This window comes from Lacimonas salitolerans, assembly GCF_042677865.1.
Taxonomy (GTDB): domain Bacteria; phylum Pseudomonadota; class Alphaproteobacteria; order Rhodobacterales; family Rhodobacteraceae; genus Lutimaribacter; species Lutimaribacter salitolerans.
The window spans coordinates 1-18,434 of sequence record NZ_JBHUDD010000012.1 but is presented as its reverse complement, the minus strand read 5'-3'; the positions used below and the strand labels follow the sequence as shown (position 1 = coordinate 18,434).

Genomic DNA, 18,434 nt, shown 5'->3' with positions numbered 1-18,434 from the left:
GGCGGCATCTTCTCAAGCGTCGCGACCAAGGATTCTCATCCTGATTGACGCGCTCTTCTCATCAAGTTTGTCGCGCTACAGCTCGACGCCCGGCACCGACTGGTCCGCCCCCTGGTCGAGGATCTGCGCGACTGGATGTGGGCCGAGCAAGGCACCATGTCGAAGCACAACCCCGTCGCCAAGGCGATCAGCTACATGTTCAAGAAGGACCGGTGGAATGCCTTCACGCTGTTCCTTGAGGATGGGCGCATCTGCCTGACAAACAACGCCGCCGAGCGCGTACTGCGCGGTATCGCTTTGGGACGGAAATCCTGGCTATTCGCCGGCTCCGAGCGTGGAGGCGAACGTGCTGCCTTCATGTATTCCCTGATCGTCTCGGCAAAGATGAATGACATAGACCCACAGGCTTGGCTCGCCGACGTCCTCGCCAGGCTCCCCAACACAACGGCTTCACGGGTGCCGGACCTTCTGCCGTGGAATTGGCAGGCATCGGAGCGCCAACTCGCCGCATGACCCCGGCCTACGCCGGATGCTTACGGCCGCATCACCCAAAATCCCGCATATCTCAGCATAATTTCACGCCGGGCCAAAGGAATGAAACGCCACTTCGCCATCTGGGTTTGCGCTTTGGTTATCGCTGTGGTGTCGTCTCAGACGACACTGACTTCTTCGGGATCGGTCTGTGCCGTTTCCGGAAACGGAAACTTGAATTTCAGCGCGCTGTGAAAGGCCATGGCCAATTTCTGCGCCTCTGCCTCGGCAGACGCAGCCAGAACCATGCGCTTTTGCTTGCCTTCGCTGCGCATCGCAAACTCGAACATCTGGAACTGTCTGCGGCTGATATAGATGCACAAGATCAGATATACCAGAATTCCGAACACCTTGTTCAATATGAAAGCGGTCAGAACTACACAGACCATACTGACCAGCACCGCCCATAATCTGCGCGCCACAAGCCAGAAAGGGGGAAAGGCCATGGCCAGAAAGGACCTGCGCATCTCGAAAATATCGGCATTATCAAGGTTATCGATAAAGACGGCGAAATTCGACATGCCGCGTATCTCCCAGACCGGACGCTCAAGCCCGGCACTTGGCAGATCCTGTGCCTCTTGCGCAGGCACAACTTCGGTCTGGCAGTCAATCGGGGCGTCCACAAAAAGGCTGAAAAGCTTTTGGTCGCGATATACCGTCAGTAACACAGGGCGCTGGCCACGATCCAGCACGCGCGCGATTGCCTCGGTGACGGAACCGATCCTGTTCCAAGGAGTGCCGTTCACGGCAAGGATGATGTCGTTATCGGCTAGCAGGTAGCGCCTGCTCACCCGTTTGCCGCTGGTCTTCCCCAGCCTGACCGGCCCCGGCTCGGCGGCCTCTTTTATGTCTTCGTTGGGCGCACCGGAGGCTTGTGTATCCATTACGGAAACTTGATCACATCAGCTGTCGGGCTTGGCTGTTTGCGCGGCTTGGGGGCCTGTGACGCTGATTTGGTGATCTGGTTCAACCGCATGTTCAACCCGTTCAGACGGCTTTCGATGCTCGCCTCCAACTCTGATATTGCAGATGAATCAAGACCGCTCGGCGAGGCCGTCGTCATCGCCTCGGACAAATCCGAGATCACCTTGCGGTATTCCCCTGTTTGCTCCATCAGCGCATCCCGCAGATTGGTCGAGACGTTCATCGCAAGCTCACCGTTCAGGGTACCGATCCGGTCACCCAGGGCCGCTGTCTGTGCCTCGGTGCGTTCGGCGGTCATGTCGACGGTTTCGATCTGTGCAAGGCCCTCGGACAACTGGACAAGCTGGGATTGGATATCTTCGACCTGCGCCAAGGCAACGGTCAGGCCGTCAAGCTCGGTTTGCATCTCGACCATGAGCGCGTTGGCGTCGTCGATCTTTTGACCCAGTTCGACAACGGACTGAATGCCGCCTCCCAGTTCATCGACATTCTCGGCGAGGATGGTCAGCAATTCGGTGTTGGTCGCCGTCAGCCGTTCCAGCCCAGACGACGAGCGCTGCCAGACAAAGCCCATGATCACCACCGCCAGCACCGCGACACCAAGACCCGACGCCAATGCGATCCGCGATGTCTTGGCCAGCCGCTGCGTTGAGTCGGCGGTCGCGCTGAACTGCGACGAAATACGTTCGAATTCTGCTGTCACGTCCATCGACGCATCAGCCGCATCCAGCGCAATCTGGATGCTTTCATCAAGATCGGGTGTTTTCGGCTTGTTGGACGCTCGTGTTGCCATGTCTGCGGATCCTGTGATCATGCTTTTTTTGGGCTAGTCGCCCGCGGGGTGTAATATGCACATTCCATGCCAGTCTCCCGCAGCACCACACGCGCCGGCAAATCCTGCGATTTGAATCCGAAAAAGCCGCAACGCCACGGCCGGGACGGTTGATACGTGACCCCGAGATGCCGGCAATCGCCGCACACGATACGTGGTTTTTTCTTGCCGTCGGTCATCGCCGCCTGCTCTGGATCAGGTCCCACAGGTTGTGGATATGAAACCGCGCGGCGCCGGCCAGACACAACACGCAGAAAAGCCCCATCATCGCCGCCTGTGGTCGCTGACCTTCGGACAGCAGGACGTTGGTTTCCCCGGCAAAGAACACACCCACGCCCAGAAACGTGAAGGTGCTTATCAACTCGCCCCTGCTGCGATGGCGGCGGCGCGGTGGCGGCTTGCGTTTCATGACAGTGCCTTTCCGTTTTCGTCGAACAGCATTTCGTCGGGCAGGTCCACGTCCGGGGCCTCGACATCCTCTTCCTTGTTCAGCCGGTAGATGAAGGCCAGCACAGCCGCGACGGCGGCATAAAGAGGGGGCGGGATTTCCTCGCCGATCTCACCCGCAAAGAACAGCGCCCGCGCCAGAAGCTCGTTGCGGAAAATCGTCACCCCGGCCGTCTTGCCGATCTCCATGATTTCCTGCGCCTGCAAGCCGCGCCCCATCGCAAGGATCAACGGAGCGCCGGGCGAGCCGACCTCGTATTTCAAGGCCACGGCAAAATGGGTCGGGTTGGTGATGATCGCACTTGCCGTCGGCACGCTTTCCATCGCGGCCTTTCTTTGCTTGGCGCGTGACCCTGCGGTCATCTGCAAGCGGCGGATCTTGGCTTTGACTTCGGGGGAGCCTTCGGTCTGCTTGCTTTCATCCCTCACTTCCTGAAGGGTCATACGCAGCTGTTGGGTGTGCTGATACTGCTGCCAAATCACGTCGATGATGCCCATCCCCGCCAGAACCAGCAGAAACACGATGAGCAGCAACAAAAACACATCCCCGATCCGCGATAGCCCCCCGAAAAGATGCGTGTGCTGGGACATCAAAAGCGTGTCGCTTTGCCATGCGAACACCAAAACGGCGGCACTGATAAGCAAGACGACCTTGCCGATTGCCTTGAGCATCTCGACCAGCGCCTTGACCGACACCATACGCTTGAGGCCCTTGAGCAAGTTGATCCGATTGCCCTTGAAGGCCAGCGCCGAGCTGGACCAGTTGATCGAGCCGGACATCGTCATTTGCGTCAGGATCACGACGATCAGCAATGGAAACGCAAAGATGACCGACTTCCAGAAAATGAAAACGAACCCCGAGGAAAGATTGCGAAACGTCTCGTCTTGCAATCCGTTTTCCCCGGAAAACCGGAACAGCGACGCCCATTCCATGAGAATGTTTGGCATGAAGGGCAACAAAAGCAGGTACAGCAGAAAGCCCACGAACAGCGTCGAGAAGACGAACAACTCTTTAGAGCTTGCGATTTGCCCGTCTTCCTTGGCCTTTTCCAGCCGCTTCGGGGTGGGTTCTTCGGTCTTTTCCTGACCGTCGCTTGCCGGTTCCGCCATCAGCCCGCATCCATCAGGCTGTCTTCGAGAAAGATGAACATGAAATCAATCATGTCGCGAATGGCCAGACTGAAGGGCGTGGTTGAGAAATAGAGCGCGAAAAAACACGCAAGGATGGTGAGCGGAAACCCGAACGAGAACAGGTTCAGCTGCGGCGCGGAGCGGGTTACGACACCCACGGTGAAATTGGCCAGCAACAGCAAGGAAACCACCGGCAGCATCAAGGTGGACGCAATCGCAAACATGTGCCCCGCGGCATCCAACCCGGCCCCGACAAGCTGATCGAAGGCAAAGGGCTGTCCAAGCGGCAGGATCTCGTAACTCATGCGGATCATCGCAATGCAGTAAAGATGACCGTTCAGCGACAGGAACACCGCGATCGCGAACAGGTTCAGGATCTGGCTGACAACCGGCGTCTGCCCACCTGAATTCGGATCGACCTGCGCCGCAAACCCCAGACCGGCGGAGGCCGCGATCTTTTCGCCGGCCAACGCCACCGAGGAAAACAGGATGGTCAGGATCAGCCCCATCGCCAGACCGATCGCCACTTCGACCAGAACGACCCTGATCATCGCAAGAAAGGGCAGGCTGTTGGGATCTGGCACCTCGATCAAGCCAAACAGGGCTGCCGAGACCGTGATGCTGATGATGATACGGGCCTGAAGCGGGATCGCCGCTGCACCAAAGAACGGCGCCGAAAGGAAAAAGGCGCTTAGACGCAGGGTGTGCAGGAAAAAGACAAGCCCAAGGTCAAAGACTTGCTGAAGCTCGATGCCACCGATCCCCAGAAGGTCGTCAAGGTTTGGGGCTTGCGCGATCATTTCAACAGGCGGATTTGCTCGAAGATCGCTGCAAAATAATCCACCATTTCTCGCATCATGTATGTCGACAGCAACGCCATCGCGATCAACACGATCACCAGCTTGGGAACGAAACTCAGCGTCATTTCATTGATTGATGTTGCAGCTTGCAGGATGCCGATCACCAAACCCACCGACAGGGCCACGCCAAGGATCGGCCCTGCCGCCATGATGATCTGCCAAAATGCGCCGCGCAGGCTTTCTATGTTGGAGTCAAATTCCATGCGGCTAGTTCACATAAGTGGATGCGATCGACGCGACGGTCATGGCCCACCCGTCCACCAGAACGAACAGCAACAGCTTGAACGGCAGAGCCACAAGCATCGGGCTCAGCATCATCATGCCAAGCGACATCAGGATTGACGCGATGACAAGGTCGATCACCAGAAATGGCAGAAACAGCAGGAAGCCGATTTGAAACGCGGTCTTCAGTTCCGATGTGATGAACGCGGGCAACAACACCGAATAAGGCACGTCGTCATTTGTTTGATAGGGTGCATCCCCGGCCATCTCGGCGAACATCGCCAGATCAGACTCGCGCGTGTTGAGAATGAGAAACTCCCGCAGGATCGACGCGGCACTTTCGATCGCGGTCACCGGAGACGTCTGCCCATCCAGATAAGGGGACAGGCTTTGCGTGTAGATCTCTTCAAAGGTCGGCGCCATGATGTAGAACGTTAGGAACAGCGCGATTGAAATCAGCACCTGATTGGGCGGCGTTTGCTGGGTGCCCAATGCCTGCCGCAAGATCGACAGTACGATGATGATCCGGGTAAAGGCCGTCACCCCCAGCAGGAACGAAGGCAGGATCGTCAGCACCGTCATCAAGGCAAGGATTTGCAATGACAGTGAATAGGTCGTCTCACCATCCTCGCCGGTGGTGACGTTCAAAGCAGGCAAACCTTCGACAGACGCTTGCGCCCAAAGCTGCGACGGCAAAAGCGCCAAGACCGCGAGGCTGACCAAGACCATGATCAGGCACGGTTTCAAGACCGGCGCGGGCCAAGTGACTTTCCGCAGATCACGCATCCGGCGCACTCTTTTCCGCCTGAACGGCTTCAAGCTTGAGTAAGGCGGCCTGACGCCCTGCCCCGTGCAACACGGCCACGCGGTTTCCCTCGATATCGAGCAGAGACAGCTTTAGCGTTTTCTCGACCCGGTATACGTCCAGCAGGTGTATCCGTTGATCCTGCGTCCCAAGGGTCTGCTTGATGCTGCTCGCCTTGGCAACGATGATCTGGCGCAGGACAAGAAGCGCCCCCAGAAACGCCAGAACGATCAAGATGCTTTTCAGATCCGGTGAGAGAAACGACATGTTCATTAGCCCATGACACTGTGCCCAAGGCGCGACATCAAATCTTGTCCACGCGCTTTTCTGGGTCCACGATATCCGAGAAGCGGATGCCGAAACGCTCGCCGACCATCACGACCTCGCCCTTGGCGATCATCGTTCCGTTCACAAGGATGTCCAGCGGCTCGCCCGCCAGCCGATCCAGTTCCACGACCGACCCTTCGTTCAGGCGCAGCAGGTCGCTGATCGAAATCTCGGTGCGGCCCACTTCGACAGACATCTCAACCTCGATATTTTCCAGCGCGCGCAGTTTCTCGCTCTCGCGCGAGAGGGTGGGTGCTTCGATTTCATTGTCAGACATGGAAATCTCTCTCTCTCTCGTGTTATCTGGGGCTTGTCCATTTCTTGGTGATCGTGATGGCGCTGATACCGCCGACTTCGCCGATATCCGCCATGAACATCTCGTCGCCCTGCACCAGAACGGTCAGGCCCTCGCGCAGATGGACCGGGAAAACGTCTCCCGCCTCCATTTCAAGAAGTTGCCGCAGCGAGACCTTGGGTTTGCTCAATTGGACATTCATAGGCAAGCGGACCTGCGAGACGGCCAGTTCCAGACGCTCGCGCCATGTCAGATCATCGTCTATCACCTCGGATTGCATGCGCGACCGCAGCTGCGCCGCAATCGGCTTGAGCGTCTGAAGCGGATAGAGAATGTCGATCGTGGCTGGCTCGATCTTGGGCAGCTGTACTTCGAACGAACAGACGATCACCGTATCACTGCCATCCACGAAGGAGGCGAATTGCAGGTTTTCCTCGCGCGACTGGTCCGAAAAGGTCAGCGGCATCAGATCCTGCCACGCCGTCAACAGGTTGTCATTCAGACCCTGTGTGATGATCTCGATCACACGCTCTTCCGTCGCGGTGAAGTCATTGCGCGTTTGGTATTTCAACCCCAGATCGCCGCCGTAATACGCGTTGGTCAAGGTAGAGATGAACTCTGGCTGGATCACCATCATCTTGCTGCCGCGCAACTCGTCGATGCGCGATGTCGTCAGGCTCATCAACGGTTTGGCGTCTAGGCAGTATTCGTCAAACGTCTGGACCCGTGGCATCAGCGAAGCGATGCGCGGCTGCACACGCAACATCGGCTGGAACACCGATCTTGCGAGGCGGGCGAACCGCTCATTTATGACCCGCAGCGCATAGTAATCACCCAAAAGCGACAGGTCGTCAGAGCCAAAGGTGAATTCCCGAACGTCCTTTTCCGCAACGCCCTTCTTGGAAGAGGATGCTGCGCCTTCTTTATCGAGACTGCTGATCAAGGAATCTACTTCATCCTGAGTGAGTTTTTTTGACGACATCAAAAACCGCTCAGACTATTGCATCACAAAGGATGTCAGCAAAACGCTCTCGACGCCGCCAAAGCCCTCAAGAAGTTCCAGTTCCTCGTTGATCACCTTGGTAAGTTCCACGGACATCGCCTTGCGCGCATCGCGCCCGATGACATCCTCTTCGCCGTAGCCGCTCAACGTCGCAAGGATCGCGGCCTTGATGGCCGGCAGGTTGGTTTCGACATTTCTGAGGATCTCGTCGTCATACCGGGTCGAGACACCCACCCCGATCTGAAGAAACCGACGGGAATCCCGCAGGTTGGTCGTCATCGTGCCGGGAATTTCGTAGTAAAGTGTCTGGAAAACCTCGTCCTTGGGGCTTTCCTTGGTCACCTTCTCGGGTTTCGGGCGGCTTTCGCCTTCGCCACCTTCCGCGTCTTCCTCGTCTTCGGACTGGGCGGCGGCCCGGCTATTGCGTTCGATAATGTCTGCCACCAGTTGCTCGGGCGAACCCTGCTGTGATCCGAAGAGGACATAGCCTGCGCCTAGCCCGATCCCAAGGACCACGAGCCCCCCCACCACGAAGATCAGAATCTTCATAATACCAGATTTCTTCTTAGGCTCGTCTTCATCATCAGCCATCAGGGGCCCTCGGTTCGTGTGCTTAAAGGATAATGTTCAGCAAGGAATGCTGTGCAGTGTCATTGGAGATTGTGTCGGCGTCGGTTTCATCCACGTCGGCCTCTCCGGCCAAGGCTGGATCACCATCATCGCCGTCATCGCCAAAAGCGGTCCCGCCGCCCTTGCCGGAATTGGCGGAAAACTCTCCAAGCAGCAGACCAGCCCCCTCGAAGGCGCTTGAAATCTGGCTTTCAACTCCGCGCAACATGGCCGCGGTCGATGCCACTTCGGTAACGATCCGCAGATCAAGACCACGGCGGCCTTCGCTCATCTTCAGGGTAATCTGTCCCAGATGCTGGGGAAGTATCTTCAAGGTCAGAACGCCACCCGACTGCACCATGCCCGCAGCTCTTTGAACGAGTGTCTGCGTCCAGCCCTGACGCCGGACATCCAGCATCCCCGGCAAGCCGCTGCTCTGCGCCATTGGCGCAGCCGAGGCTGCCCCAGAAGAACCCGCCGGCGTCTGCGTGCCCGATTGCGCGACAGGCGGCCCGGCCATGTCACTGGCGGCCTGCCCGGTTGCCCTGTGGTCCGGGGCCGTGGCCGGTTTCAGATCCGTCACGGCGTTCGCGGGCGCATCGCCACGCGCGATCCGCGCCGCGGCTGCACGGGCCTGATCGGTTGGTCGCGCGCCAAGGATCTCCGACCCCGGCAACGGTTGCGGCACGAGGCCAGAGCGTTGGTCGGAGAGTTGGCCGCCCGCCTGTTCAAGGCTACGCATGCGCCCTGTCTTCATATTGGCCGCAATCACGAGCGGCACAGCAGAAACGACATTGGGCTTGGGAATATCAAGATACATCAGGTCGCGGTCAGCTGTCGGCACAACGGGCGCCGTCTGCATATTGCCCTGATCCGCAGGCCCGGCTTGCGGCCCGGACAAGGACGCCAACACAGCCCCCTGCTTTGGCCCGGCATCCAGTGATGCAGGCTGGAAGGTCCCGCCTTCACGCATAGGTCTCGCAATATCAAGATACATCAGGTCGCGGTCAGCTGTCGGCACAACGGGCGCCGTCTGCATATTGCCCTGATCCGCAGGCCCGGCTTGCGGCCCGGACAAGGACACCAACACAGCCCCCTGCTTTGGCCCGGCATCCAGTGATGCAGGCTGGAAGGTCCCGCCTTCACGCAACGCGTCCCCGCCCAGACCAGCCAGCTCGGCACCCGGCGCAAGACCCGCAATTCGGATCAGCGGATCGCCGGACACGGCTGTTGCCGACAAAGCATCGGGCTTGAGCGTCAAATTATTGACGAGCGGCGCAACGGATGTGTCAGTTTTTTGACTGGTCATTGCGCCCGAAACGTCCGGTTTGACCGGCGCCATTGGTTTTTCCAGCAGGGCCGCGGCATTGACAGATGCCGTAGCCGCTTGCCCCATAACTGTCAGCGGGCGCCCCTCTGGCGGGATTACCGCCATCGTTGCTGTTATGACAGGGCCTGTCGATGCTTGCGCAAGGGTCGCCCCCTCAGCCCCTACCAGCGGCGCGGCCCGCCCTGTCGTTTGCTGCGGCGCAGATACTGCCAGACCTATGGTGTTGGCATAGGCCGCGATTTCATCTGAGATACGCCCTAGCGCGCCAGCAACCATGATCGCCAAACGCCCATCCACCTGCATGAGCGCCAATTCGACATCTGAAGCGGCCAAAGCGTTGCCGTCGGTTTCAGCTGGAACGCCCACTTCAAGCGGCGTCCCCAGTTCCAGAACCGCACCGGATTCCTGCGGCACACCTTCGGACGCGGCACCCGACAGCGCGGCATCCGCCCCGCTCGCATCGCCCTTCAGAAGCCGCGCAAGATACGCCACGACCTTATCAAGATCGACGGGGATATCGGTGGCGTCCGGATCCCCGATCAGGCGCAGAACAGACAGGTGCGCCTCGGATCCGCCAAGGATCGCCACATCCACGGCCTGCGGGATATCCGATGAATCGCCGGCCTCGGGCGCGACCAAACCGGCCTTGGCGCGGTGCATCATCTTGGCAAACAGGGCGACATCACCCGTCACAGGATCACCGTCCCCAGGCTGTTCGCCGCCGGCCGCCGGCACCAAGGGCGGCCCCGCAGGCGTATCGCCCGGACGGTCAGGACCACGCAGGCCGAGCGCCGCAAAGATCTCTGCGAAAATGGCGTCACCCACCGTGGCGGCATCAGCCCTCGCGCCGCCCGCAGACGGGAATGCCACAACGCTTTGATCCTTGATAAGCGGCGTAGCCGTCATCGTAATTCCAATTCAATCAGAGACTAGGACCAGCACTGCAAGACAGATGCCAATCAACCCGCCGTGACGGAAAATTCCCGCCCCGCAGAGCCCCGGAAATCATGACCTCTGAACCATGCGATACGTCGTCTGAGAGGCTTCGATCATGGTTTCCCGTTCTTGCTGAGCTTCTTTCAAAACCTGCCGGGCCTTGTCGGAAACCAGCTGCTTCTTGTGGCTCATGCGGGCGATCGCCTCGGTGACGTTGGTCATCTCGACCAAGAGGAAATCCAGCTTGTTCGACAGCGCTTCGGTCTCTTCGATCAGACGAAGTTCGTAATACCGGTTGGTGTGCAGCTTGTGGGCCTGTTGCACCGTCTGATCGCGGGCGTAATCGCGCAGCGTCTTCATGCGTTCCAGCAAGGCCCGGATCTGATCTATTTCCACTTGCAGCGCCTGTTGCCGCTGCACGAAATGAGGCAGGCGCGCCTGTTCCTTCAGGGCCATGTTCCGCAGAAGTTTCGCCTTGCGCTCGCCCATCAGGTCCGCCCCACGATAGAGGTCAGCAATCGGGCGCTTTCGTTGATATCCGCGCGGGCATCTGGATCCTGACGGATATACTCCACCAGCCGCGGCCATAAAGACACCGCTTCGTCCAGATCGCTGTCCTGCCCCGAGATATACCCGCCCATCAACATCAGGTCCCGGTTCTCGTTATATAGCGACACCATCCGCTTGAACTTGCGGGCCGCGGCTTGTTGCTGCGGCGGGACGATATCGTTCATCACCCGGCTGATAGAGGCGGGAATGTCGATCGCGGGGTAGATGCCCATTTGCGCGATCGACCGGCTAAGCACCACATGCCCATCCAGAATGGCCCGCGCGGTATCGACAACAGGATCGTTGCCATCGTCGCCATCCGCTAGCACAGTGTAAATTCCGGTGATCGACCCGGAATGCGCCCCCACTCCCATGCCGGCGCGTTCGATCAAGGTCGGGATCATCGAGATGACCGATGCGGGATATCCCTTTGATGTGGGGGCTTCGCCCAAAGCAAGGCCGATTTCACGCTGCGCATGGGCCACCCGTGTCAGGGAATCCATGATCAACAGAACATTCTTGCCCTGATCGCGGAAATGCTCGGCTAGCGCGGTGGCGCGGCGTGCGGCCCTGATCCGCAAAAGCGCGGACCGGTCCGCAGGCACCGCCACGATGCTGATCCGCTCTCTGGCCTCGAGATGCATAACCGAGCGGACCATCTCGCCCACTTCGCGGGCGCGTTCCCCGATCAGGCCGATCACCACCACATCCGCCGATGTATGGCGCGCCATCATCCCCAGCAAAACCGATTTGCCGACGCCAGAGCCGGCGATGATCCCGATTCTCTGGCCGCAGCCAATGCTCAGCAACCCGTTGACGGCGCGCACCCCCACGTCCAACGCTCCGGGAATAAGCTTTCGCGCCAGCGGGTTCAGCATCCTGCCGTTCAACGGAACGCGATCCGCCCCCACGGGCATCGGCTGATCGTCAAGCGGCTGCCCAAGCGCATCGACAACACGCCCCAGAAACGCCTCGCCCACATCAACCGACGTGCCCTGATCCAGCAGATCGACCCGCGCGCCCGCCCGCACCGGCGCGCCGGATTCGTACAAGACCAACTTGTTGCGGCCCTCGTTATAGCCGATCACTTCGCCCAGAACATGATCGCCCTGATCTGTCTGGACAGTGCAGACAGATCCCACCGAGACCGGAAAGCCGTCACATTCCAGCAGCAAGCCGTCATATCTTGAAACGCGCCCGCTCAGCCTTGACTGACCTTCGGAAACCTCGTGGAGCGGTAGGGTGAACTGATCTGTAAGGTTCAACATGCTCAAACCGTCTCTGCCTCGGGTTTGGCGGCGGCTTTTTCTGTCTCGCTCATCAGATCGCTCATCTCGGCGCCGCCGATGCGCAACCGCGCATCGCCGCGCCGTAACGCTGAATCTGCGATGATATGAAGTTGCGGGGAATGCTGACGCTTCACAAAGCGGCCCTGCACAAGTGGAACATCTTCCGGCGCCAAAAACAGTTCGCGCTGTCCAGACAGATGAGATAGGTTCTGCACCAGCGTCTCGATCCGCTCTACCAAGATATCCGGCATCTCTGTCAGCAGCAAACCCACCCGCTGCGAGGCAAGATCGAGAACCGCACGCTTCAGGCTTTTGGAGAGTGTTGCGATATCCAGAACATCCGTGGCGTCCAAGCGCTCGATCAGGTCGCGCAAGCGGTCGAATTGCTGCGCCAGCTCGGCCTCGCGTTCACTCTCGGTCATGGCTTTGCCTGCCGACAGCCCTTCGGCATAGGCATCGTCGCGTATCTTCTGCAACATCTGCTCGTCCACCGCTGGCGCAGGCGGCTCGGCCGGCACCGGGACATCCGGTGCCGTATGGGAAGGGTCGTCGATCTCGGTCGGGGGACCGTCGTTCGGCCCGGCGGCTGGCACGTCCGCCCCGGCCGTGTCGGAATGTTTCGAGGTGTCGGCTGTATCCGTACCATGTGAAATGTCAGGTTCGTGGTCTTCGGGGGCAGGGTCCGGCTCGACCGGGAGTTCAACCGCCAAATCGCTCCATGTCAGGTGACGAAAAGACCCGCCGGCCTTTCGCGGCATGTCGCCATCCTTGGCAAACCCACGGCCCTGCAATCCTTGCAGGACGTCGGCCACATTGGCCCGGACGTAGCCGTCCTTCTCTGTCGAGGCCTTCAGATCGGACGTGGAGTAAAACATCACACCATTTCCTCGCCGCCGCGGCCTGCAAGGACGATCGTGCCTTCATCCGCCATCTTGCGGGCCACTTCGATGATCTTGACCTGCGCCCTTTGCACCTCGGTCAGGCGAACAGGGCCAAGAACCTCCATTTCGTCCTTGATATTGGCCGCCGCACGCGACGACATGCAGCCGAACAGCTTGTCTTGAAGTTCTTCATCAGCGCCTTTCAGGGCCATGATGAGATCCTCGGTATCGATGGACCGCAGAAGGGTCTGCAAGGACCGGTCGTCGGACATGCCCAGATTGTCGAAGGTGAACATGTTCTCTTGAATCGCCTGCATCAGATCCTTGTCGCGGCGCTTGATAGAGCCCATGATCCGGCGCTCGGTATTGGACTTGGTGAAGTTCATGATCTTTGCCGCCGCCTTCACGCCGCCGACCTTGGACGAACGCAGGCTGGTGTTGGCCTTGAACTTTTTCTGCATGACCTGCTCCAATTCGCGCAGGGCCTCGGGGTCGACGGTTTCCAACGTCGCGATGCGCAGCACGATCTCTGGCTGCAACTCCTCGCCCAATAGGTTCAGAACATCCGAGGCAAGACTGTAATCCAGATAGGACACCACCAAGGCGATTATCTGTGGATGTTCATCCTGCAAAAGTTCGGTGATCGACCGCGCGTCCATCCAGTCGAGGATTTCGATCGGCCGCTCGCTGCTTGCCGGCGTGATGCGGCTGAGAACGGATTGTGCCTTGTCCTCGCCCAAAGCGCGGTAAAGCACGTTTCGGATATAGTTCCCCGCTCCAAGCCCAAGGCTGGTCTGTTGCTTGATGATGGCCAGAAACTCGTCCAGCACGGCATTGACTGTTTCCTGATCGGTATTGCGCACCGAATACATGGCCGCCCCCAGATGCTGTACCTCACGCGGGCTGAGGTTCTTGAGGATCTCAGCGGCTTCCTCTTCGCCCAGCAACATCATGAGGATCGCGGATTTCTGTGTCCCGCTCAGGCGTTGCGTGATTTCCAATGCATCGGTTGGTTCGATATTGGTGCCATCCATCCGTTTCAGTCCCTACCCCTAGATCACGTACTTTGGTCCATGTCTTTTTCCATCATTGCCTTGAAGACGTTCGAAACGCGGCCGGCCTCGTCGCCCACGATCATCCGGATCAGAGCGACCTTGTCGTCATAGCTGTTGGCGGTATCCAGCATCTCGACAGAGATCGAACTTTTCTTCGGCTTGAGCTTGGACTTGATCTCTTCAAGGGATTGGCCTTCTTCTAATTCGATCGTGTCCATGTCGATGATCTTGCCATCCTCCGTCGTGATTACATTCTCCCCCTGCCCGTCTGCCGGTGCCGCAAGGAACTGTGTCAGAAGTGGCTTGATCAGGCCCAGAACCACGACTGCCAGAACCATCAACATCAACAGGTTGCGCATCATCTCTCGCACCCACGGATCCTCGTACCACGAGAATTCCGTGCCCTCAGACATTGACGCGATCACGGCTTCGGGCGAAATGAACGGTAGGCTTGACACGATCAGCGTGTCACCGCGCGCGGCATTGATCCCCACGGTGCGTTCAACCAGCGCCTTCACATCTTCAATGCGGGATGGATCTAGGCCCACGGAAATGTCGGTCGGTGCGCCCTCTTCCGTGGCTTCCGCTGTGGGCTGGCGTTCGCGTACCAGAACCGCAACATGGACCCCCTTTATCTGGGCAAGCGGGCTGCTTTCCGATGACACACGGCGGCTCATCTCGTAGTTTCTGATATTGTTCGTGGATCGCAGACGGGTGCCTTCGCCGTTTGTCACGGTGCCCGCAATATCGTCATTCTGCCCGGCCTCGGCCCCGCCATTTTGATCGGCGGCGTCCTCGCCCTCACCCGCATCAGGCGCATCGGCATTCGCATTATCGCCTTCAAGTCCCGGGTTTGGTGGCGGGGTGTTCCCAACGGCACCCGGAATCCCTCTGGAGCTTTCCACCACCTCCTCTTCGAGCGTGTTCTGTTCGCTAAGCAGGCCTGATTCGCCGGGCATGACTAGATCCTCGGTCACTTCACGACGTGTAAAGTCGATTTCCAGACTGACCTGTGCCGATACGTGGCCCGGCCCGACGATCGGGGTGAGTAGTGTTTCGATGCGCGCGCGATAGATTTCCTCCAGCTTGAGCTGGTATTCCAATTGTCGATCGGCAAGGGTGGTTGCGGGATCGTCAACCGTATCGGACAAGAGCCGACCGTTCTGATCCACTACGGTCACGCTTGTCTTGGACAAATTGGCAATAGAGGACGAGACAAGGTTCACGATCGCCATCACTTGCTGGGAAGACAGGCTGCGGCCCGGCTTCACTTGCACAAAAACGGACGCGGTGGGGGCCTGTGCATTGCGCGCAAAAGCAGAGCGTTCCGGGATAGCAAGGTGCACGCGCGACGCGGCAATAACGTCGATCTCATTAATCGATCGGGTAAGTTCGATTTCTTGAGTTTGCTTCAGGCGCATGCTTTCGACAGACCGGCTGGTGCCCATCGGCATATCGGTCAACATGCTGTAGCCATCTGGCATAGACTGCGGCAACCCCTGCGCTGCAAGGGTCATGCGGGCGGTGTAATAATCCGCAATGGGAACGGTCACGTCTCCGCTGACGGGATCAATCTGTACATCGGTGCCGTTATTGCGCAAGGAATCCATTACCGCGGCCTTCTCGGCCTCTGGCAGGGATGCAAAGAGCGTCGTGCGCTGCGGCGTCTGCAACGCGACATAAAAGATCAGCCCCAGAACCACCAGAATGGCGGCCGCCACGACGGGAAAAGCGCGCTGTACCGCCGGCTGCATGTAGAACATGCGCAGGTCGTTCATGGCCATGGTCGCGCGCTGCGTAAAGCCACTTCGCGCCGGGGCGAGAGACGTGTTTGTGGAATTATCCGTCATGGATTAGAATTCTTAAGCACATGTTTCTAATATATTTCCTGCCCCTAGACGGGCATGTTCATGATATCTTTATATGCGGTCAAAGCCTTGTTTCTGACGTTCAGCGTCAACTGGAACCCAAGCGAGGAAACCTGCTGCGCAACCATCACCTTGGTCAGATTGGTTTCCTTGCCGGTTTCGAAGTCGCGGATCAGTTGAGCGGCTTCGGTTTGCGCATTCGCCATCGTATCCAACGACTGTTTCATCCTGTCCGCAAAGCTCAGCTCATTTGACGGGGTGGCCGGCATCGCACCGGACGCCCGCGCCGTCATTTCTCGGGCGCGATTGATCGCATCCGCCGCATTCAGCGACATGGTCGAGGTTATCGGGTCGATCCTGTTCATATCCTGTGTTTCCTATAGCGTTTGCGCACCGGACCACGCGCTTGGCATGGCGGTTTGAACAATGGGCGACGTGCTGACGATCTGGTCGATCATGATGGCGTCAGCGGTGATGATCGCACCGCTTTTCAGAACAAGTGCGCGCTGCATCACGTTTTCCAGCTCGCGGATGTTGCCCGGCCAGTCATGCGCCTCCAACAGGGCCACTGCGCACGGCGCCAGCAAGGGGATTTCGGCAACATCCTTGACATGCCGTACCAACAGTTCCTGTGCGATGGGCAGAATATCGTCGCGACGAGCCGATAGCGGCATGGTTGCAACGGGAAACACGTTTAGCCGATAGAACAGATCCTCGCGGAAGCGCCCGGCGTGACACTCTGCCGGCATGTCGCGGTTCGACGTGGCAAGGATCCGCACATCGACCTTGATCTGACGGTTGCCGCCAAGCGGCGTTACAGCAAGTTCCTGGAGCGCGCGCAGAAGTTTCGCCTGCAAGCCAAGCGACATTTCCGAGATTTCATCCAGCAGCAACGTGCCACCATCCGCAGCCCGTATAAGGCCGACATTGGCCTTGGATGCCCCGGTGAACGATCCCTTTTCATGGCCGAACAGCATCGCCTCCAGCATGTTTTCGGGGATGGCCGCACAATTGATCGCCAAGAATTCGCCGCTCGCGCGCTTTGACTGGCTATGGATATACCGTGCAATGACCTCTTTGCCGCTGCCGGTGGGACCGTTGATAAAGACACTGACATCGGATTTGGCGACACGTGCTGCCATTGCAAAAAGCGTCTTGACCTGGGGGTTGCGCACGATGGCGCGACCGGACCCATGCACCAGCGTTGCAATGAACAGCAATGCATATTTCCTGCAGACGTTATCGCCGAACCCTACGCGAACAATCTTGCCCCCGAGTTCGGGTGTGATGGAAAAGCCACTTGCCGCCTCATCGACCACAAGCACAGATCGAGCGCCCATCTTGCGTGCCAGCTCTACTACGCCGGATTGACCGCCCAGCACATCCGCATGCGCCTGTGACAGGATAAGGAAATCCGTGTTGTGGCGTTTTTCATCGTTGCTTGCGTCACAAACACGGCGCACCGAGACTGCATGCTCTGACAACGTATCAGCCAGAGCTTGGCCCATTCGAAATTTTTTACTTTCTATAACGACTCGATACATCGCATCCACCTCCTGTAATATTAAAGGCAAGCTATGTGCCAAAAGAGGGGAGGTTGCGGATTTATATCTAGGCAGCCGACTCATAAAACTCGATCCAGAGCCTGACGGATGCCAGTTTGACCATCGACAGGAAGTTGCGTGACGTCTTTTCGTATCGGGTTGCGATGCGGCGGAACGAAGCTTTTAGCCTGCCAAAGAAGCGCTCGATTTTGTTGCGCTCCCGGTAAATCTCAGCGTCGAATTCGGCAGGCAGTTTTCGGTTGGCCTTGGGAGGGATCACGTCGATAGCGCCCTGTTCCCAGATTATGTCCCTGATCCAGTCTGCGTCATATGCCTTGTCCGCCAACACATGTTGGCCGGGCTGCAAGTTGTCGAGCAGCGTCTTGCACGGGGGTGCGTCATGGGCTTGGCCCGGCGTCAATTCATATCGGATCGGCAACCCGTCCTGATTGGTAAGTGCATGTATTTTCGTTCCTAATCCGCCCCGTGAGCGACCTAAACAGCGGCGCGGGTCTTTTTTTTAACGTGGTGGAAGAATGATGCGCGCGTACGCTGGTCCCATCGACCATCACCATGTCAACGTTATCCGCGTCAGCGATAGCCTCCATGATCCGGTCCCAGTGGCCCGCATAGCTCCACCGGTTGAAGCGGTTGTAGACCGTGGTCGGTGGGCCGTATTGCTCTGGTAGATCTGCCCAAGGGATGCCGGTGCGCAGGACGTAAAAAATGCCGTTGATCACGCGGCGGTCATCAACCCGCTTCTTGCCCCTTGTCTTGTTGGGCAAGACCGCCTTGATGAATTCCCATTCAAGATCGCTCATGTCTGATCGCGCCATTTGCATCCTCCCGCTCGGTATTCGCCCGAGAGTGAATCACAAACCTATACAGTAAAACAAGGTTTAATGGGTGTGCTGCCTAGTACTACAGTTGCGCATTATGGCGAGTCTTTCGATGTGCGATGGCGGCAGCGACTTGATGCTCGCGTCGCCACCGCGA

20 protein-coding genes and 1 pseudogene are annotated in these 18,434 nt (G+C 58.4%); 1 reads left to right on the top strand and 20 read right to left on the bottom strand.

The window, feature by feature from the left end:
• Positions 1-78 precede the first annotated feature (78 nt).
• Positions 79-513: pseudogene (locus ACFTOW_RS01920) on the top strand (IS66 family transposase); the annotation flags it as partial.
• A gap of 137 nt (positions 514-650) precedes the next feature.
• On the opposite strand, the gene ACFTOW_RS01915 reads toward ACFTOW_RS01920, so the two are convergent.
• From ACFTOW_RS01915 to ACFTOW_RS01820, 20 genes are all read right to left on the bottom strand, one after another.
• Positions 651-1,415 carry a hypothetical protein gene (locus ACFTOW_RS01915; protein ID WP_379912525.1) on the bottom strand — a complete coding sequence of 255 codons (765 nt, stop codon included), beginning with the start codon at positions 1,413-1,415 and terminating at the stop codon, positions 651-653.
• The gene (locus tag ACFTOW_RS01910; protein WP_379912523.1) at positions 1,415-2,248 is read right to left on the bottom strand and encodes a hypothetical protein; all 834 of its coding nucleotides are present in this window, start codon (positions 2,246-2,248) and stop codon (positions 1,415-1,417) included. The genes ACFTOW_RS01915 and ACFTOW_RS01910 overlap by 1 nt, the downstream gene beginning before the upstream one ends.
• A 214-nt stretch (positions 2,249-2,462) precedes the next feature.
• The gene (locus tag ACFTOW_RS01905) at positions 2,463-2,696 is read right to left on the bottom strand and encodes a hypothetical protein (protein WP_379912521.1); all 234 of its coding nucleotides are present in this window, start codon (positions 2,694-2,696) and stop codon (positions 2,463-2,465) included.
• Positions 2,693-3,844, bottom strand: coding sequence for an EscU/YscU/HrcU family type III secretion system export apparatus switch protein (locus tag ACFTOW_RS01900; RefSeq protein ID WP_379912519.1), 1,152 nt, complete (start codon positions 3,842-3,844; stop codon positions 2,693-2,695). The genes ACFTOW_RS01905 and ACFTOW_RS01900 overlap by 4 nt, the downstream gene beginning before the upstream one ends.
• Complete coding sequence (fliR, locus tag ACFTOW_RS01895; protein WP_379912517.1) at positions 3,844-4,665, bottom strand: flagellar biosynthetic protein FliR; 822 nt, start codon at positions 4,663-4,665, stop codon at positions 3,844-3,846. The genes ACFTOW_RS01900 and fliR overlap by 1 nt, the downstream gene beginning before the upstream one ends.
• Positions 4,662-4,928, bottom strand: a complete 267-nt coding sequence (gene fliQ / locus ACFTOW_RS01890; protein WP_379912515.1) for a flagellar biosynthesis protein FliQ — start codon at positions 4,926-4,928, stop codon at positions 4,662-4,664. The genes fliR and fliQ overlap by 4 nt, the downstream gene beginning before the upstream one ends.
• A 4-nt stretch (positions 4,929-4,932) precedes the next feature.
• Positions 4,933-5,676: a flagellar type III secretion system pore protein FliP gene (gene fliP / locus ACFTOW_RS01885; RefSeq protein WP_379912513.1), complete on the bottom strand. Its 744-nt coding sequence runs from the start codon at positions 5,674-5,676 to the stop codon at positions 4,933-4,935.
• Positions 5,677-5,725: 49 nt separating this feature from the next.
• Positions 5,726-6,025, bottom strand: a complete 300-nt coding sequence (locus tag ACFTOW_RS01880; protein ID WP_379912511.1) for a hypothetical protein — start codon at positions 6,023-6,025, stop codon at positions 5,726-5,728.
• A 31-nt stretch (positions 6,026-6,056) separates the two neighbouring features.
• Positions 6,057-6,356: a flagellar motor switch protein FliN gene (gene fliN, locus ACFTOW_RS01875; RefSeq protein ID WP_379912509.1), complete on the bottom strand. Its 300-nt coding sequence runs from the start codon at positions 6,354-6,356 to the stop codon at positions 6,057-6,059.
• Between the two features lie 22 nt (positions 6,357-6,378).
• Positions 6,379-7,356: a flagellar motor switch protein FliM gene (fliM, locus tag ACFTOW_RS01870; protein ID WP_379912507.1), complete on the bottom strand. Its 978-nt coding sequence runs from the start codon at positions 7,354-7,356 to the stop codon at positions 6,379-6,381.
• 15 nt (positions 7,357-7,371) lie between these two features.
• Positions 7,372-7,968, bottom strand: coding sequence for a flagellar basal body-associated FliL family protein (locus ACFTOW_RS01865; protein WP_379912505.1), 597 nt, complete (start codon positions 7,966-7,968; stop codon positions 7,372-7,374).
• 22 nt (positions 7,969-7,990) lie between these two features.
• Positions 7,991-10,186, bottom strand: a complete 2,196-nt coding sequence (locus ACFTOW_RS01860; RefSeq protein WP_379912503.1) for a hypothetical protein — start codon at positions 10,184-10,186, stop codon at positions 7,991-7,993.
• A 135-nt stretch (positions 10,187-10,321) separates the two neighbouring features.
• On the bottom strand, positions 10,322-10,741 hold the full coding sequence (locus tag ACFTOW_RS01855) for a hypothetical protein (protein WP_379912501.1): 420 nt from the start codon (positions 10,739-10,741) through the stop codon (positions 10,322-10,324).
• Positions 10,741-12,069: a FliI/YscN family ATPase gene (locus tag ACFTOW_RS01850; RefSeq protein WP_379912499.1), complete on the bottom strand. Its 1,329-nt coding sequence runs from the start codon at positions 12,067-12,069 to the stop codon at positions 10,741-10,743. Before ACFTOW_RS01850 ends, ACFTOW_RS01855 begins: the two co-directional genes overlap by 1 nt.
• 2 nt (positions 12,070-12,071) lie before the next feature.
• Positions 12,072-12,965 carry a FliH/SctL family protein gene (locus tag ACFTOW_RS01845; RefSeq protein ID WP_379912497.1) on the bottom strand — a complete coding sequence of 298 codons (894 nt, stop codon included), beginning with the start codon at positions 12,963-12,965 and terminating at the stop codon, positions 12,072-12,074.
• On the bottom strand, positions 12,965-14,005 hold the full coding sequence (gene fliG, locus ACFTOW_RS01840; RefSeq protein ID WP_379912495.1) for a flagellar motor switch protein FliG: 1,041 nt from the start codon (positions 14,003-14,005) through the stop codon (positions 12,965-12,967). Before fliG ends, ACFTOW_RS01845 begins: the two co-directional genes overlap by 1 nt.
• Before the next feature lie 23 nt (positions 14,006-14,028).
• Positions 14,029-15,876 carry a flagellar basal-body MS-ring/collar protein FliF gene (fliF, locus tag ACFTOW_RS01835; RefSeq protein ID WP_379912493.1) on the bottom strand — a complete coding sequence of 616 codons (1,848 nt, stop codon included), beginning with the start codon at positions 15,874-15,876 and terminating at the stop codon, positions 14,029-14,031.
• Positions 15,877-15,920: 44 nt separating this feature from the next.
• Positions 15,921-16,259, bottom strand: coding sequence for a flagellar hook-basal body complex protein FliE (gene fliE / locus ACFTOW_RS01830; RefSeq protein ID WP_379912491.1), 339 nt, complete (start codon positions 16,257-16,259; stop codon positions 15,921-15,923).
• Between the two features lie 12 nt (positions 16,260-16,271).
• The gene (locus tag ACFTOW_RS01825; protein ID WP_379912489.1) at positions 16,272-17,438 is read right to left on the bottom strand and encodes a sigma 54-interacting transcriptional regulator; all 1,167 of its coding nucleotides are present in this window, start codon (positions 17,436-17,438) and stop codon (positions 16,272-16,274) included.
• A gap of 67 nt (positions 17,439-17,505) precedes the next feature.
• Positions 17,506-18,274, bottom strand: a protein-coding gene (locus tag ACFTOW_RS01820; protein WP_379912487.1) for an IS5 family transposase whose coding sequence is annotated in 2 segments (ribosomal slippage) — positions 17,506-17,953 and positions 17,952-18,274 — 771 coding nt in all. Because the reading frame shifts where the segments join, the coding sequence is not laid out codon by codon here.
• Positions 18,275-18,434 lie beyond the last annotated feature (160 nt).

Excerpts from the sequence above, each read along its gene's own strand:
- ACFTOW_RS01915 (WP_379912525.1), bottom strand. The coding sequence starts at position 1,415 with ATGGATACACAAGCCTCCGGTGCGCCCAACGAAGACATAAAAGAGGCC.
- ACFTOW_RS01910 (WP_379912523.1), bottom strand. The coding sequence starts at position 2,248 with ATGGCAACACGAGCGTCCAACAAGCCGAAAACACCCGATCTTGATGAA.
- ACFTOW_RS01905 (WP_379912521.1), bottom strand. The coding sequence starts at position 2,696 with ATGAAACGCAAGCCGCCACCGCGCCGCCGCCATCGCAGCAGGGGCGAG.
- ACFTOW_RS01900 (WP_379912519.1), bottom strand. The coding sequence starts at position 3,844 with ATGGCGGAACCGGCAAGCGACGGTCAGGAAAAGACCGAAGAACCCACC.
- fliR (WP_379912517.1), bottom strand. The coding sequence starts at position 4,665 with ATGATCGCGCAAGCCCCAAACCTTGACGACCTTCTGGGGATCGGTGGC.
- fliQ (WP_379912515.1), bottom strand. The coding sequence starts at position 4,928 with ATGGAATTTGACTCCAACATAGAAAGCCTGCGCGGCGCATTTTGGCAG.
- fliP (WP_379912513.1), bottom strand. The coding sequence starts at position 5,676 with ATGGTCTTGGTCAGCCTCGCGGTCTTGGCGCTTTTGCCGTCGCAGCTT.
- ACFTOW_RS01880 (WP_379912511.1), bottom strand. The coding sequence starts at position 6,025 with ATGAACATGTCGTTTCTCTCACCGGATCTGAAAAGCATCTTGATCGTT.
- fliN (WP_379912509.1), bottom strand. The coding sequence starts at position 6,356 with ATGTCTGACAATGAAATCGAAGCACCCACCCTCTCGCGCGAGAGCGAG.
- fliM (WP_379912507.1), bottom strand. The coding sequence starts at position 7,356 with ATGTCGTCAAAAAAACTCACTCAGGATGAAGTAGATTCCTTGATCAGC.
- ACFTOW_RS01865 (WP_379912505.1), bottom strand. The coding sequence starts at position 7,968 with ATGGCTGATGATGAAGACGAGCCTAAGAAGAAATCTGGTATTATGAAG.
- ACFTOW_RS01855 (WP_379912501.1), bottom strand. The coding sequence starts at position 10,741 with ATGGGCGAGCGCAAGGCGAAACTTCTGCGGAACATGGCCCTGAAGGAA.
- ACFTOW_RS01850 (WP_379912499.1), bottom strand. The coding sequence starts at position 12,069 with ATGTTGAACCTTACAGATCAGTTCACCCTACCGCTCCACGAGGTTTCC.
- ACFTOW_RS01845 (WP_379912497.1), bottom strand. The coding sequence starts at position 12,965 with ATGTTTTACTCCACGTCCGATCTGAAGGCCTCGACAGAGAAGGACGGC.
- fliG (WP_379912495.1), bottom strand. The coding sequence starts at position 14,005 with ATGGATGGCACCAATATCGAACCAACCGATGCATTGGAAATCACGCAA.
- fliF (WP_379912493.1), bottom strand. The coding sequence starts at position 15,876 with ATGACGGATAATTCCACAAACACGTCTCTCGCCCCGGCGCGAAGTGGC.
- fliE (WP_379912491.1), bottom strand. The coding sequence starts at position 16,259 with ATGAACAGGATCGACCCGATAACCTCGACCATGTCGCTGAATGCGGCG.
- ACFTOW_RS01825 (WP_379912489.1), bottom strand. The coding sequence starts at position 17,438 with ATGTATCGAGTCGTTATAGAAAGTAAAAAATTTCGAATGGGCCAAGCT.